Source organism: Tenacibaculum sp. nBUS_03, assembly GCF_051201695.1.
Classification (GTDB): domain Bacteria; phylum Bacteroidota; class Bacteroidia; order Flavobacteriales; family Flavobacteriaceae; genus Polaribacter.
In genome coordinates this window covers 1,878,715-1,894,320 of record NZ_CP179214.1, presented here as the reverse complement: position 1 = coordinate 1,894,320, position 15,606 = coordinate 1,878,715, and the positions used below count along the sequence as shown (strand labels likewise).

Here is a 15,606-nt window from a genome sequence, read left to right as displayed (position 1 = left end):
ATTATATGATAAAAAAAATAATAAATAACCTAATAACAATTTTATTATTTAGTGTTACAATTGTTAATGGTCAAAACAAATTATCTGATAGGTATAATTTAATGCCTTGGCCAAAAGAGATACAAGAAAATACTAATAAGGTATACATCAATGAAGAGGTCACTGTTTCAGTTAATAGTAAAGAAGGTAGAGTATACGATGCAACTACAAAATTTATAAGAAGACTCACTAATAGAACAGGTGTATTTATAAATGAAGGGTTTCCTTTTTTGAATAAAAATAATGCAACAATTAAAATAACCTTTAATAAGGTTGCTGAGGTTCAGTTGAATGTTGATGAATCCTATGAGGTTAAGGTAACAGAAAATCAGGTTGAAGTTTTTGCTAAAACTGATATCGGAGCCTTAAGAGGGCTGGAAACAGTTTTACAATTAATAACCTACAATGAAAACTCTTTTTATATAGAAGGAGTTACTATTAAAGATTCTCCGCGTTTTGTTTGGAGGGGACTAATGATTGACGTTGCAAGACATTATCAACCATTAAGTGTTTTAAAAAGAAACTTAGACGCTATGGCGTCTATGAAAATGAATGTTTTTCATTGGCACCTTTCAGATGATCAGGGTTTTAGAGTGGAGTCTAAAGTGTTTCCTAAGTTACATCAGTTAGGGTCAGATAAGCAGTATTACACCCATGATAATATTAAAGAAATAGTTTCTTATGCAAATAAACTAGGTATTAGAGTTGTTCCTGAGATTGATGTTCCAGGCCACGCTACAGCTATATTAACTGCATATCCTGAATTAGGAAGTAAAAAAGGATATGATTATAAAATTGAAAGATTTTCTGGAGTTTTTCATCCCACATTAAATCCCATTAATCCAGAAGTATATGTTTTTTTAGATAAATTGTTTGCTGAGTTAACTCCATTGTTTCCTGATCATTACTTTCATATAGGAGGTGATGAGAATGAAGGGAAGCATTGGGATGAAAATTATGAGATACAAAAATTTAAGAAGAAAGAAGGTTTAAATAGTAATCATGATTTACAAACATTTTTTAATATCAAATTACAAGATATATTAAAAAAATACAACAAGAGATTAATGGGGTGGGATGAAATAATGACAAAAGACATGCCTAAAACTGCAATTATCCATTCGTGGAGAGGTGTAAACGAGGGGTTTAAAAACGGAACATTAAGTGAGGCTGTAAAAAATGGGTACCAAGCTGTACTTTCTAATGATTATTATATTGATAGAATGCAATCAGTTGAACATCATTATTTATTTGATCCTTTAGGAAACGAGAAGTTTACAAAGGAAGAAGAAAAAAGAGTATTAGGAGGTGAAGTAACCATGTGGAGCGAATTAGTTACTCCATTGACTATAGATTCTCGAATATGGCCAAGAACGGCAGCAATTGCAGAGAGATTTTGGTCTGTAAAAGAGGTGAAGAATCTTGAAAATATGAGAAAAAGACTAGTTAAAGTTACCCTTCAATTGGAAGAGTTAGGAATTAGTCACTACAAAAACAGGGATGTAATTTTAAGAAATATAGCGAAGTGTAATGCTATAAGTTCTTTAAAAGTATTAACAGGGATTTATGAACCTCTAAAAATCTATACAAGAAATAAAGGAGGAACCGAATATAAATCATTTTCGCCATTTACACTTTTCGCCGATGCTTGTTTTTCCGATGCAATTGATGCATACAATTTTAAAAAAACAATGAATTCTTTTATAAAAACACCTAGCGAAAGTAAAAAGAAAAAGTTGAAAAGTTATTTTAATAAATGGGTAGAAGGGTATAGTGATTTTATAAAATTACCTCCAAACCCTAACACGAGTTTAATAAAAAATCATTACGAGAAACTTAATGAGTTATCGCTTATATGTATTGAGGTTCTCAATGGTAAAAAAATTACAAATAAGGTAAAAAATGAAGTAAATATGTGTGTCAAAGTTTTAAAACTTCCACTAGTAGATACTGAATTGGTTATTTTACCTGTAATAAAAAAGTTTTTAAATGAATAAAAGATAAAGCTGTATAACGTAAAATTATAACTAAAAATATTTTCAATGTTTTTATAGATAGGGTATCTATAAAATATATATAACCCCAAATTAATAGCTTAATTATATGAATTATAACGTAACATTAAAAGAAATAGCATTAAAATCGGGAGTATCTGTGTCAACAGTTTCAAAGGCATTAAATGATAGCCATGAAATTAGTAGTATAACTAAAGAGAGGATTTCTAAAATAGCAAAATCGTTAAATTATAGACCTAATTTTTTTGCTAAAAACTTAAAAAGAAAAACAAATTTTATTATTGGAGTTATATTACCTGATTTAAAAAACGATTTCTTTTCTAACTTATTAGTCGGGATTACTGAAGAAACATGTGAGAGGAAACATCGAATTATGGTGTATCAAACATGCAATAGCCCCGAAAAAGAGATTACGTACACAAAATTATTATCTGAAAATATTATTGATGGCTTAATTATATCCCCTTCATTATTTCCTGAACGGCATGCTGAGGATAACAAATATCTTATTAAGCTTTCTGAAAGGCATTTGCCAATCATAGTTATTAATAAAATGGTTGATAATATTGTGTATACAAACACGCAATTAAAACAATCTAATAACGGACTTAAATTGGGTAAAGACTTAGTAAGTAATATGATTAATAAAATTAAAGATTATAATTTTCAGTTAGAAGTTTCTTAGACAAAATGATATTAATTGCAGATAGTGGGTCAACAAAATGTGATTGGATTTTGTTAGAGAGCCTAGATTATAACATAATAAAAAGAATTAGAACTAAAGGAGTGAATCCTTCTGTTTTAAAGAAAAAAGATATAGGTAATATTCTTGAAAATTGCAGTGAATTATTAGCGTATAAAGAGCTAATTACTACCATTTATTTTTTCGGTGCTGGGTGTAATAATACCAAAGGAAGTGAGAAAATAAAGAATATTTTCGAGAACAAATTCTCTAATGTATCAAAGATTGCGATTAAGGAAGATCTAATGTTAGCTGTTTTTGCAGCTTCAAGTAAGCCTTCAGTGGTTTGTATATTGGGTACGGGCTCTAACTGTTGTTTTTTTAATGGAAAGGCCATTGAACAAAAAGTAAAAGCAATGGGCTATATTCTAATGGATGAAGGAAGCGGTAATCATTTAGGGAAAGAATTATTAAAAAGTTATTACTATAAAAGTTTACCAGAAGATTTGAAGTTTTCTTTAGAAAAAGAGTTTAAGCTTGATGATGATATGGTGTTGTCAAAACTTTATGGATCAAAGATGCCTAACAAGTATTTAGCACAATTTGCGCGTTTTTTATTTGAGAATATTGAACATCCCTTTGCAAAAGAGATGATAAGTTCTTGCATAGGCGATTTTATAGATAAGCAATTAGTAAATTACAAGAACGAATTAAATGAAGTCCCCCTTTTTTTTATTGGCTCTGTAGGATATCATGCAAGAGATATTATTAATGAAGAACTCAGAAAAAGGAAAATGAAGTCTCCTGAAAACTTCATCAGAAGACCATTAAAGGCGTTTATAGAATCTATTAAGCAAGACAGACTATTTTTAAAAGAGGTGGTTTAAAAATGATTAATACATATTTAAGCCCCATGAAACTTCAGGTTTTATAAAGTTATTTGAAACATTGAGTATCTAAATTTTCGCTTCCTATAAGTCTATTATAATCTCATACACAGTGTTCCTTATTTTTATATTTCAATACGTTAAATTATTTTAATAAACTATTTTGTTGTTACAGCTTATAATCTGAGTTATGATTATCCATTATTTTTTTTGCAATTTCATGTAAGTCTGTATTGAAACCTGTTTCATAGTTGTTGGTTTCTAGGTCTACACCATAAATACTATTTAACCATAATAAGGTTCCAGTTTCAATACAAACTTGTCCTTGATGCCCTTTTTCATCTGTAAAAATTGAGTTAGCCTTTGGTCCCATAAATTGAATATCATCTAATAATAGGTTATCCTGCCTCAATTGATTTAGGTTAATAGTTGCCCATCCTGTTGGTATACTGAAAATTTTAGTTGAAGGAAATTCAGCGCGTAATGGATCTATAATTGTTTTGTGAATTACATCATTTATAAAATACTCGTAAAGTTCTTCTATTGAGTTAAATCCATTGATTTGTACTCGCTGATCCCAGTCAGATGGATAGTCTACAGTAGGTATAGCGATAAATATAGTTATTTCGGGGTTGTTACGTAGGGCGTATTCTATCCAAGCGCGATGTCCTTCGGTAGGATTTTCAGAGTCATGCCCAGAGGTCATTCCAAAAAAATCAATACCTCCCTGGTCAAGGATTGATTTGATTTGTTGGTGTTCATTACTAGTTGAATCATTCCAGAAATTAATTGGTCGTCCATTATCACCGCCACGTTTTATGACTGTGGCATTATGATTTTTAAATCCAGTATCTATTGCTAAGTTTTCAAGATGTTCTGCATACGGTTTAAAAAAACTATTTCCTATAAGTAGCATGTTGTATCCTTGCTTTTCCTCTGATGGTGGAGTTTCTATTACATCACTGTCTTTGCTGCATGATAGAAATATTAATACCAAAGCTGTTATCAAAAATTTAATTTTCGTCATGATTTCTATTTTTTTTTTAGACCCATGTTTTCTAGATTAGTTTGATTAATCTATTGTAAAATAAGAATATAGTTTGAAAATGGGTTGATATTACTATGCTCTTTATATGTTGTAATTCATAATGTTAACTTTTGACTCATGCGTTTATTTTACTGATTTTTTTCAACATCAGTATAATTCTCTTAGTAATGGTATAATTGTATGAATTCCAATTTTCTTTTCGTTTAGTACTTTCAGATAATGAAATGATAACAGGAAAGAAAATAATTCTACCATTGTTGTAATCATTGGTATTTGATAGTATACATCCCGTAGATACTGCTACCCATTTTAAATTTATGTTCGTCAATTCATCATTTTTGTCAGAAATTAGTATGTTTTCTATTACTGTTATTGAAAATATACTTAATAATGGGCGTGTTAAAAAAGTCTAATTAGAAAGCGAATTCTAGTGTATTTATAAACTCCATTTCCATAGATTACCATCACTAAATGCTAAAATATTTTATTTCAATTTAGAAAAGAATAATCTAATTGTGGGGTGTTAAAAAGTAAAAACTAAGTACATTTTATATTCATATATACATAAAAACACTATTCATCTCAAAATAGACAACGTTTATAAAGTTATAATCTACGCTTATAAAATAAGAGTGTATTTATCTCTATTACAGGGATATGTTTGTGGTATACAATGTGAAAAGAATCATTTGATAAACGATGTAGCTCCATAAACCCCTTAAGTAATTCATCTATTAATAAGATTGTATTTATTAATGGGATAGGATAGGAAAGTTAGCATTAATAATCAATTACATAATAAATAACGATATAGAATTTAGCAAAAATTAGAAATTTTTTGTAAAAAAATAGACGTAAAACTTTGAATGTCTTTAAAGAAATCAAGGTTATAATAATTTTCAAAACTTGAATAAAAATGAAAAAAAGTATTTTAAACTTTGAAGGTGTTAAAACACTAAACAAAAACGAACAAAAAATGATTGCAGGTGGAGTAGACGGTCCGATTACGTACAGGAGGAGGAATTGGAAGTAGTTCTCTTGAGCTTTGTGAAGGTTTAATCGGTATGGATGAATACTGTTGCTTACACCCATCAGCATCAGCATGTACTAGTATCTAAAGGTTAAGCATTGGTTAGTTGTATAACTTTCCAATGCTTTTTTGTGTAAATTGTGTTGATTATATAAATAGGAGAAGAGTTTTTAGAATAAAGAATGTGTCTTGTCTTATAAAAACACTCATATTTATAGTTTTCTCATATAAAAGAATTAATTTTTAGGCGTATTGTAGAAAAGAAATCTTTTATAGGTCTAAAATAAAAGGCACAAATAAGTTAATTTCTGTTCCATGATTATTGTTTGATGAAATTTCAAACCTACAGTCAACTTTAAACTCTTTTTTAAAAGCTTCTAAGCGTTCTTTAATGATAATTCCAGAAAAGGATACTTCTTTGTTTTTATTTAAAGTTTTCGAATTATAATATCCTATCCCATTATCTTTTATTCTGCAATTAAGCATTTTTTCTTTTTTTAACTTTGTAAATGTTATGTTAATTTCTCCTTTATCAGACAAGTTATTTATTCCATGCTGTATTGCATTTTCAACAAATGGTTGAACTAACATGGGAGGAATACAAATACTCTTCTCGTCTATACATTCATTTATGCTTAATTTAAAGTTAAAGTTTTCATTAAAATTAGATTCTAAATCTAAATAGTCTTGAAGTATCTGCTTTTCTTCTTCAATACTAATGAAGTCTTGTCTGGAGTTTTTTAAGATTAAACGTAATAACTGCGACAATTTTGTGATATATGGTATGGTATTCTTTGATTTTTCGTTTACCAAGCCACATAATGAACTTAAAGCATTGAATAGGAAATGTGGACTCATTTGAAGTCGTAATAATTTTTGTTGCAAAATTACTTTCTCATAGTTTGATTTCAATTTACGTTGTCTCAAAAATAAATATACAGCTATGCATAGTAAAATAAGTAGAGCTCCTAAGATTCCTGAAATTATTTTTTGTTGGTATAAAATAGTTGCTTGTTCTTTATTTTTTTTAGAAAGTACATTTATTTTTTTTTCTTTTTTCTTTACCTCGTAAACAGTTTCTAATTCTTGAAGCCCACCTTCTATAAATTCATTTTGATACGCTATTAAAAGTTTATTTTTTCTTTCAGAGACCTCTATGATTTTCTTAAACTCTTTTTTCTTGTAGTAGCATTCAATTAAATAATCATAGCAAGTGTTTTTTATTTCTTTTGTGTAAGAGTCTATTTTTGCATTACTGAAAGTTAGTAGAATATTGTTGAGGTCTTCTTCTGCTTTATTTAAATCGCCATCAATTATTTTTAAGTATGCTAAATTTGCTTTAACAAACTTATGTTGACTCAAAAGTCCTCCTTTAGAAGAATCTAAAACATTATTTTGTAATAATTCATTAGCCTTATTAAAATGATGCCTGACCGAGTCTATCTCTCCTTTAGCCTTAAAAACATTTCCTAAGTTGTTATGACTGCTAATGGTATTTCTAATATTCTTTTTCGATATAGAAAAAATTCGTGATTTATGATGATAATAAATAGCTGAATCAAGTTCTTTTAAATCCTCTTTAGCAAAAGCTAAAAACTGATATACACCACCATAATCCATAGATAATTTTTTAAATACAGGATCTTTTAATGCTATGTTAGCATACTTAAGTACTAATTTAGAATCTCCTAATAAATTTTGATTGACGGCGATGAAGTAAGCTGCATAGCCTTTGTAGTTATGCCTCGGATTGAATTTGTCAATAGTCTCTAAAGAATTAATGAAGCTTTTGGTAGATGCTCTATATTTCTTTTTCTTATTGAGCATTACTCCTTTTATATAGAAAGAAGTAATAACATTGTTTATTTCCCCTTTAGGTGGTTTTTTTAATTTAGAATAGGCTTCTATCGCTTTGTTTGCATAATATAAAGTAGAATCATGTCGTCGATTTATTTGATGAAAGTAGGCTTTTCTAGTGTAAAAGTAAGTCCAACCTATTAGGGTAGTATCAGATTTTAAAGCATTCTCATGAAAGTTAAATTTTGAATATTTAAAGGGCTTCTTTATCGTCATTGTATCTATCTCTTTTTGAGAATATTTTTTTTGAGAAAAACTGTCGTTTGTAAACAAAAAAGAAAGGATACATATCAACATCTTAATTTGTAGATATTTTTTTATCATTGTAATAGGAGTATATTTACGTTAAAAATTAAAGTTAATTGGATAATATCATTAAAGTTATCATCGTTGAAGATAAAAAAGAATCTAGCAATTATTTAAAAAAGATTCTAGAAAAATTATTTCCTGAAATACGTGTTCAAGCTATAAGCACTAATATTGTTAGTGCAATAAAAAGTATTGAAAAGTATAAACCAAACCTTCTTTTTTTAGATATCGTTTTAAAAGATGGATTGTCTTTTGAAATATTAGAAAAAACTTCATATTCAGATTTTGAAATTATCTTCACAACAGGATACGATACTTATTATCAAAAAGCCTTTGAATACTGTGCCTTTAATTATTTATTAAAACCTGTAAATCCAGAACAACTAAATCGAGTTATAAAGAAGTTTAAAAAAAATAAAGAAATACCAAAATTCAATAAAAAAAAAGTAAAGTTAAATGCTTTTTTAGATAAAGAAAATCCTAAAATTATAATTAATTTAGGAGATGAAAATATTTTTGTTGCAATTAAAGACATTATACTTTGTAAGGCAAAAGGAAGTTATTGTGAAATTATATTTAATAATAAAAAACATTTAACCTCAAAGCCATTAAAATATTACGAAAATCTATTTAGCAATAACAATTTTTTTAAAGCTAATCGATCTATATTAGTTAATATTTCACACATTACTAGTATCTATAAAAAAGAGACGCTTACACTTAGTAATAATGAAAATGTAAATATTTCAATAAGAAACAGAAATGTTCTTTCTGAGTTGTTGAGTTACTATACTTAGTAAGTTAGTCTTAAAGTGGCACCTATAGTTTATTTAAGTAGTAGCTACTAATAAACTTAGATTTCCTAATAATGATAGAGAAAATAGTCGTGATAAGAGGATTTTGCCCAAAATTATGCTAATAACAACAACCATAAAATAATCTTATGGATGTTGTTATGTGGATATAATAAACCGTTTTTTTGGGGGATAAATCTCCAAGCGTAAATTAATTAGAATCATTATAGCTATTGTAAACTCAAAAATTATTAAAAACAGTTAGCTTTATTTATAAGGTTGTATTAAGATTTATTTGCAACACTGTTTTTTATAACTAAAATTATGAGTTGTTCAGCGATTACCATTGTTCACGTTAGTTATTTTAATTCTTTTGCATATTTGAAAATAGCGGGTAGACCGCCAGTGTGCCAAAAAAGAACATTAGAATTGGTAGGGATCTTTTTTTCTTTTAAGAAATCTAGCATTCCATAGAATGCTCTTCCTGTATAAACCGGATCTAGTAATACACCTTCATTTTTTGCTAATTCATTAATTGCATTAACTTCATTGTTAGTGACTACGCCATAACCATCTTTGTCGTAATCTCTATTCAAATAAATATCATCAAGTTGTATTTCTTTGTTGATATCCAGTTTTTGAAATCCCTCTTTTACTATGTCTATAACAACTTCTTCAAGAGAAAAACCATTTGTTTCATCTTTATCTATACTGATTGGAATTAATTCTGAATTTAATTGATAGATTTCTTTTCCAAGAATTAATCCTGCTTGCATTCCACCTGAACTTGATGCAAAAAATATATAATCGATTTTTAATTTTTGTTCAATCAATTGTTCTTTTAATTCCTTAACAGCATTAACGAATCCCATAGCACCCGTTAAATTTGAACCTCCATATGGAATAACGAAACATTTATTCCCTTCATTCTCAAGCTTATTTTTTAATATTTCTTTATCTTCTCCTTTTCTATTCTCACCTGTAAAATGTATATCTGCTCCCAACACTGATGAAAGTAATAAGTTTCCATCATATATTTCAGGTTTTTCTCCTCCTAAAAGTAAATGACATTTAAGTCCAGCTATTGAGCATGCAGCAGCAGTTTGTCTACAATGATTTGATTGTTGTGCTCCCGCTGTAATAATTGTATCACAATTTTCATCAATAGCTTGTTTAATTAAATATTCCAGTTTTCTAGTTTTATTTCCACCAGATGCTAGTCCAGTATTATCATCTCTTTTAATAAAAATATTATAATCAGAATATTTTTTAGATAGTTTTTTTAGTTCATTTAAAGGGGTTGGAAAAAAACCTAAATTTAATTTATTGTTAATCATTATTCTTGTTTTATTAATTATTGTCGTGGTTTTAAGTCAATTTAGGTGATGTAGTGTTTTGCGCTTTCAATCATATGTGTTTTCTGCCTTTTAAATTTATTATTAATCCAATACTTGCTTTCTTCTTTGTTAGTATATATAAATAAAGAAAATCTGTAAAATTATATGGACTTATTTAAAGGCGGAGCTGGTTTATTGATAACGTTATATTTATTGTTTGTTGCGTTTTAAATGTATAATTTTTTCAATTAAATAGTAACTTTATAAATATTTACTTAATCTAAGTTAAGTATGGAATAGCAATAGACTATACATTTTATTATCTGCTGGCTTTTTCGGATAGTTTTTTGCCAATTTCTGAAATATTTCTTGCTTTGTATTCTTAGTTAATTTTAGATTTTCATTAATCAAAGGCTCAAAGACAACAACTTCTATTTTGTTTAAGTTGTTACGAAAAAATATTTGTTGTAATTTGTTTGAATGTAGTCTTGATGAAAAATCCCTGGTTGTAACTTTTTGATTGATATAAAGATAAAAATCTGGGTCGTTTTCATTTGTCTAAGATATTTTTCTATTCAAATCTTTATTTGATAGTTTATCTAAATTTAATATTCTATTTTGAATTGTTTTAGGAATTGCTCCTTTTAAGAAATAAATATAAAATATTTAAATTAAAGGATTTTATTTTCATTACTATATCATAGATAGAAAGTTTCTGGTTTTTTTAAGTGCCTGAAAACTATTATCTTTTAACTACTTTTTTTATTTCAACGTTTTGAATGGCGTCTTTAATTTTTATAAAATAAATACCACTCTTTAATTTTGAAATATTAACTACATTCTTATTTGCAATAGCAAAAACTAGTTGACCTAGATTATTATATATTTCGAGGCCAAGAACCTTCGTTTTAGAAACAATGTTTAGTACATTTTCAGTAGGATTAGGATATATCGAAAAACTAATAAAGTCATTGCTAATTGTGCCCAGAGTATTAGTAGAATTTTCATACCAAGAAACTTTATTATCCCCAATAGAAGAAGCTACCACATCCATATCTCCATCACCATCTATATCTGCAACAAAAACAGATTTCACATCAATTGAATTTGTTCCTATAACTTGTGTATTTCCAAAAACTCCAAGACCGTTAATATTTTTTTTCCAAACTATTGCATCATCCTCAGATATACCATAGATTAAATCATTGAAACCGTCTAAATCTATGTCTTTATAATTTATTGAATTAGCACCATTTAAATAATCTACTGTTAATAATTTTTCTGAAGAAAAATCACCTAAACCAGTATTGTTTTTATATAAAGCAATTTTATTATATGCTGCGGCTAATATATCCATATCTCCATCTTGATCAATATCTGTTGCAAAAGTAGAGTTTGCGGCATCTATATCAGTTGTAATCACACGATGGGTAAATGTTTGTTGACCATCAGTGTTTTCATACCATGCTAATTCATTATTTCCTCCAGAATACCTGGAAGTAGAAGCTATATCTAAGTCACCATCACCATCAAAATCGGCAGCATAGGGGGCATACCTTTGAAAATTATTAGAAGATATTTTTTGTCTAGAACTAAATTGCCCAAAACCATCTTGGTTCATGAACCATGCTATACCATTATATGAAGATGTTATTACATCCATATCTCCATCTTGATCTAAATCCACTGCATAAACATAATTAGCACTTTCTTCTGTTGAACTAATAATTTGTTGATCTCCAAAATTTCCTTTACCGTCAATATTTTCATACCATGCTATTTTATTATCTTTATATGAAGCAGAGAGAATATCCATATCTCCATCACCATCTATATCTGTTGAAAAAACAGATAAAACATAATCTGCTTTTGTAGATATTATTTTTTGATTTCCAAACTCTCCTAAACCATTTATATTTTCATACCAAGCAATTTTATCATCTGCCCAAGAAGCAGAAATAATATCATTATCTCCATCACCATCCAAATCTGCTACAAAAACCGATTCAGGTTTAAAGACACTTTGTGTTATTCTATTTTGTTCTTCAAACTCTCCTAAGCCATTTATATTCTTATACCAAACAATCTTATCATCATAAATAGAGGCAGAAATAATATCATTGTCTCCATCATCATCTATGTCACTAGCGAAAATCAGTTTTGCTCCAATTGCATTAGTTGATACAACTTCTTCTGTGCCAAAACTACCCATGCCATCAGTATTTTCAAACCATACTATTTTATTATCATCTCTAAACGCAGAAATAATATCATTGTCTCCATCATTATCAATGTCTATTGAAAAGATAGACTGTACATTTTTAGCTGTAGTTGAAATAATTTTTTCAGTTCCAAAATTTCCTAAACCATTAGTATTTTCAAACCATACTATTTTATTATCTACACTAGAAGCTGAAACAATATCCATATCATTATCATTATCAAAGTCTTCAATATATATTTCGCTTACATTTTTTGTGGAAATTATATTTTGAGGCCCAAAATCTCCTAGACCGTTTAAATTTTTACACCATTCAGTTATATAATTAGAGATTATTACTACATCCATACTTCCATCTCCATCCATATCCTCTGATAATACAGATCTCGGTCTACTTAAAGTAGAAATTATATTTTGAGACCCAAAATTCCCCAAACCATCAAGGTTTTCAAACCAAGCAACTTTATCAGCAATAAAAGATGACGAAAGCACGTCTAAATCACCATCACCATCAATATCTTGAGAAAAAATAGAATTAACACCTTTTAAATTTATTCCAGAAGCTATTTGTCCTCCAAATTCAAAATTTCCTAAGCCATCTTTATTTTTATACCAAGCAATAATATTTGCATTATTTGAGGAAAAAAGCACATCTACATAACCATCATTATTAATATCTGCAACATGTATTGATGATATTCTTTTACGGGAATTAGAAATAAATATTTTTTTTCTAACCCCAAAATTACCATTACCGTCTAAGTTCTCATACCATCCTACTGTGTAATCATCATAGGATGCTGATACAATATCCTTATCACCATCTCCGTCTATATCTATTGATACAATAGATTTTGGGTTATTAGCACTTATTGATTCGTCAATAACAATATGTTCTTGAAAATCTATTTGTGCATTTATGTTTATACATAAAAGCAGTGTTAAAAAAAACAATTGTGTTTTCATGTTCAATTTTCTGTTTATATACTTGCCAATGGTTTGGCTAAGCTATTTTTTAATGCAATTTAGGTGTTGTTGGTGTTAGTGTTTTCAAATATTATCTGATAAAGTTTCTGATTATCAGAATCTCGGAATTCATTTAAGTCAATTATTATTTTTTGACCATCAGTTTTTGTGAAAGTCATTTCTTTTCTAGACAGTTCAGTTTCTTTTATTTCATCAAATCTCAACGATTTTCCTAAAAATGATTTAATTCGAATAACAATTCCCTTATCATTCCACTGTACAGTATTCTTGTGCCAAAATAATTTGCTAAAATATAGAGATTGTAATAAAAAACCAGTTGCACTTATATAGTTGTAATTTTTGGGGTTATCAAACTGAAATAGTTCAAAAAAACCAACTAATATGAAAATCAATGATAGAAGGATTAATAGTACCCAATAACTTTTCTTCCCAAGATTGTCAAAGTGTATTTTTTTCATGTTTGTGGTATTGACTGAATCAATTTATAGGAATATAAAATTCCGATTAGTAACATTATTCCACAAATCCAATATTCTCCTTTTGAGTAATAATCAATTCCGCCAATTATTCCGAATGCTGACCACAATAGGTTAGTAACAATTTCGGTTTTATTCAATTTCTTCATTTTCGTATGCGTTACAATAAATAAATATCAACATATTAGGATATGAAAAGTTGCGAATTTTGGTTCGGAAGTTTTCATAGCTTTTTGAATATCAAATTTAGTAAAATATTTGAAATCAGTAATAATGTAGTAATTTTTTATATGCATTGTTACCTTTTTGGTGCAATACAAACCACAGTTAAAAGCTAAAGCCATATTAGATATTTATGAAATCAACCATAGAGCTTTTAAGTTGGGGTATATTTTTAGGCAATAACATTTTTGTTGGAGTAAGAACGAGACAGGATGCTATTCTGTAATTTTTTAATAATAAGTTACAAATTTAATTTTTTTGGACTTCATTATTCTTTGGGTTTTGTATAAGTAACAATATCGATTCCAATTCCGTTTGGGTCTTTGATTGCAAAATGTCTGTCACCCCAAGGCTCATCTCGGATTTCGATTTCCATTTGGACTCTCTTTTCTTTTAGTTGCTTGTATATTTCATCTACGTTCCCAACTTCAATCGTTAAATAAACTCCCTTTCCGTTAAATTCCGATTGAAAAATGGGTTTCTGGCTTGGGTGGTTCGGTTGTAAAAAACTGATTTCTTCTGATTGGTTAGGTGTATGAAGTAATAGATAAAATTCGTTTTCAAAGCTTACTCCAAAGTTCAAAATTTCTGTGTAAAACTTCTTTGTTTCCTGTAATTTTTCAGTAATTATCCCTACGTTAAGTTTCATTTTTTTTGCTGTTTGTGCATTTGTCAAAGCTACTGTAAGTACAAACGCGGTTAATAATAATGTTCTCATTGTTAATGATTTTATTGCCTCAAATTTAGGTTGATAAAAAAACGAGGCGTTGTAAAAATCGGACAAACTTAACGGAAAGCTTCAGATGGTGTTACACCGTAAAATGTTTTGAAGTTTTTAATGAAATGGGCTTGGTCAAAAAAACCGACATCAAAGTATAATTTGTTTTCTTTTAGACTTTGTTTTGAAGGTTTTGCATTTAAAATATATTGAAAACGAACAACATTACTAAACGATTTTGCAGTTGTGCCGATATAAAAGTTGAAAATTCTGCGAAGTTGTCTTGGGCTTAATCCTGTATTAAGGTCTTTTTCGGTGTCTAAAAATCCATTCCTTTTGAAAATCAGGTTTAATGAATTTAAAAAACGGTGATCATAGTTAATATTTTGTTTTTTTGAAAATTCAATTATTTTTTCAATTATGATTTTTGTAATTTTTTTAAATGAATCTGTTGTTTTGATTTCGGTATTAATCCACTCGGAAAATTTGGGCAAAATTTTGCTCAGTTCTTGGGATTGATTACTTAAAGTTTTGGCATCAATCCCAAATAAATGTGTAAATGTAGATGGCAAAAATCGAAAGCCGATATAGTCAAAATCTTTGCCGACTGGAAACTGAACGAACTTTCGGCAAAATCCCATTACAAAGTTTTCAGTCGGTTGTTTATGGTTAAAAAATATATCGATGCAACCATCCGAAACCACTCGGTAATTATAATTACTTTTTAAAGTTTGTTTTGTTTTTAGTTGCCAAAAGCAGTAAATAAAGTTTTCAATATTTTTGGGAGGTTGGATTTCTTGATAACTTATTTCGTTATTGTTAACCGAAACTGTTGGTTGAATCGGTTTGTAGTATTCTCTTATGGTTTTCAGTTCATTCACTGTGTTTTTTAGCGTTAAGTATAACGTTTATTATGAGAATGGTAAGGCGTCAAAACTCACTTGTCATCAGATTTAGCAATTAGCCAAATTTACAATTTTATCG

Annotated in this window: 13 protein-coding genes; 4 read left to right on the top strand and 9 right to left on the bottom strand. The window is 28.5% G+C overall.

The annotated features are described in order from the left end of the window. The first annotated feature begins 5 nt into the window (after nt 1–5). The 3 genes from ACMFBB_RS08905 (at nt 6) to ACMFBB_RS08895 (ending at nt 3,623) form a co-directional block, all read left to right on the top strand. Nucleotides 6–2,036, top strand: a complete 2,031-nt coding sequence (locus tag ACMFBB_RS08905) for a beta-N-acetylhexosaminidase (protein WP_435264052.1) — start codon at nt 6–8, stop codon at nt 2,034–2,036. Between the two features lie 106 nt (nt 2,037–2,142). Then, nucleotides 2,143–2,739 carry a LacI family DNA-binding transcriptional regulator gene (locus ACMFBB_RS08900; protein ID WP_435264051.1) on the top strand — a complete coding sequence of 199 codons (597 nt, stop codon included), beginning with the start codon at nt 2,143–2,145 and terminating at the stop codon, nt 2,737–2,739. Nucleotides 2,740–2,744: 5 nt separating this feature from the next. Beyond that, entirely contained in the window at nt 2,745–3,623 is an 879-nt protein-coding gene (locus ACMFBB_RS08895) for an N-acetylglucosamine kinase (RefSeq protein WP_435264050.1), read from the top strand. Between the two features lie 169 nt (nt 3,624–3,792). Here the strand turns inward: ACMFBB_RS08895 and ACMFBB_RS08890 are convergent, their stop codons facing one another. The 3 genes from ACMFBB_RS08890 to ACMFBB_RS08880 form a co-directional block, all read right to left on the bottom strand. Continuing rightward, the gene (locus tag ACMFBB_RS08890; protein WP_435264049.1) at nt 3,793–4,650 is read right to left on the bottom strand and encodes a hypothetical protein; all 858 of its coding nucleotides are present in this window, start codon (nt 4,648–4,650) and stop codon (nt 3,793–3,795) included. Nucleotides 4,651–4,786: 136 nt separating this feature from the next. After that, complete coding sequence (locus ACMFBB_RS08885; RefSeq protein ID WP_435264048.1) at nt 4,787–4,999, bottom strand: hypothetical protein; 213 nt, start codon at nt 4,997–4,999, stop codon at nt 4,787–4,789. A 972-nt stretch (nt 5,000–5,971) separates the two neighbouring features. Further along, nucleotides 5,972–7,774 carry a histidine kinase gene (locus ACMFBB_RS08880; protein WP_435264047.1) on the bottom strand — a complete coding sequence of 601 codons (1,803 nt, stop codon included), beginning with the start codon at nt 7,772–7,774 and terminating at the stop codon, nt 5,972–5,974. A gap of 146 nt (nt 7,775–7,920) precedes the next feature. On the opposite strand from ACMFBB_RS08880, the gene ACMFBB_RS08875 reads away from it, so the two are divergent. After that, complete coding sequence (locus ACMFBB_RS08875) at nt 7,921–8,664, top strand: LytR/AlgR family response regulator transcription factor (protein WP_435264046.1); 744 nt, start codon at nt 7,921–7,923, stop codon at nt 8,662–8,664. A gap of 356 nt (nt 8,665–9,020) precedes the next feature. On the opposite strand, the gene ACMFBB_RS08870 is transcribed toward ACMFBB_RS08875, so the two are convergent. From ACMFBB_RS08870 to ACMFBB_RS08845, 6 genes are all read right to left on the bottom strand, one after another. Further along, on the bottom strand, nt 9,021–9,998 hold the full coding sequence (locus ACMFBB_RS08870; RefSeq protein WP_435264045.1) for a D-cysteine desulfhydrase family protein: 978 nt from the start codon (nt 9,996–9,998) through the stop codon (nt 9,021–9,023). Between the two features lie 742 nt (nt 9,999–10,740). Beyond that, nucleotides 10,741–13,185 carry a T9SS type A sorting domain-containing protein gene (locus ACMFBB_RS08865; protein ID WP_435264044.1) on the bottom strand — a complete coding sequence of 815 codons (2,445 nt, stop codon included), beginning with the start codon at nt 13,183–13,185 and terminating at the stop codon, nt 10,741–10,743. Between the two features lie 59 nt (nt 13,186–13,244). Continuing rightward, nucleotides 13,245–13,664: a hypothetical protein gene (locus ACMFBB_RS08860; protein WP_435264043.1), complete on the bottom strand. Its 420-nt coding sequence runs from the start codon at nt 13,662–13,664 to the stop codon at nt 13,245–13,247. After that, nucleotides 13,661–13,831: a hypothetical protein gene (locus ACMFBB_RS08855; RefSeq protein WP_435264042.1), complete on the bottom strand. Its 171-nt coding sequence runs from the start codon at nt 13,829–13,831 to the stop codon at nt 13,661–13,663. The genes ACMFBB_RS08860 and ACMFBB_RS08855 overlap by 4 nt, the downstream gene beginning before the upstream one ends. 341 nt (nt 13,832–14,172) lie before the next feature. After that, nucleotides 14,173–14,553, bottom strand: a complete 381-nt coding sequence (locus ACMFBB_RS08850; RefSeq protein ID WP_435264286.1) for a VOC family protein — start codon at nt 14,551–14,553, stop codon at nt 14,173–14,175. A 137-nt stretch (nt 14,554–14,690) separates the two neighbouring features. Next, nucleotides 14,691–15,503, bottom strand: coding sequence for an AraC family transcriptional regulator (locus tag ACMFBB_RS08845; protein ID WP_435264041.1), 813 nt, complete (start codon nt 15,501–15,503; stop codon nt 14,691–14,693). Between the last annotated feature and the right edge of the window lie 103 nt (nt 15,504–15,606).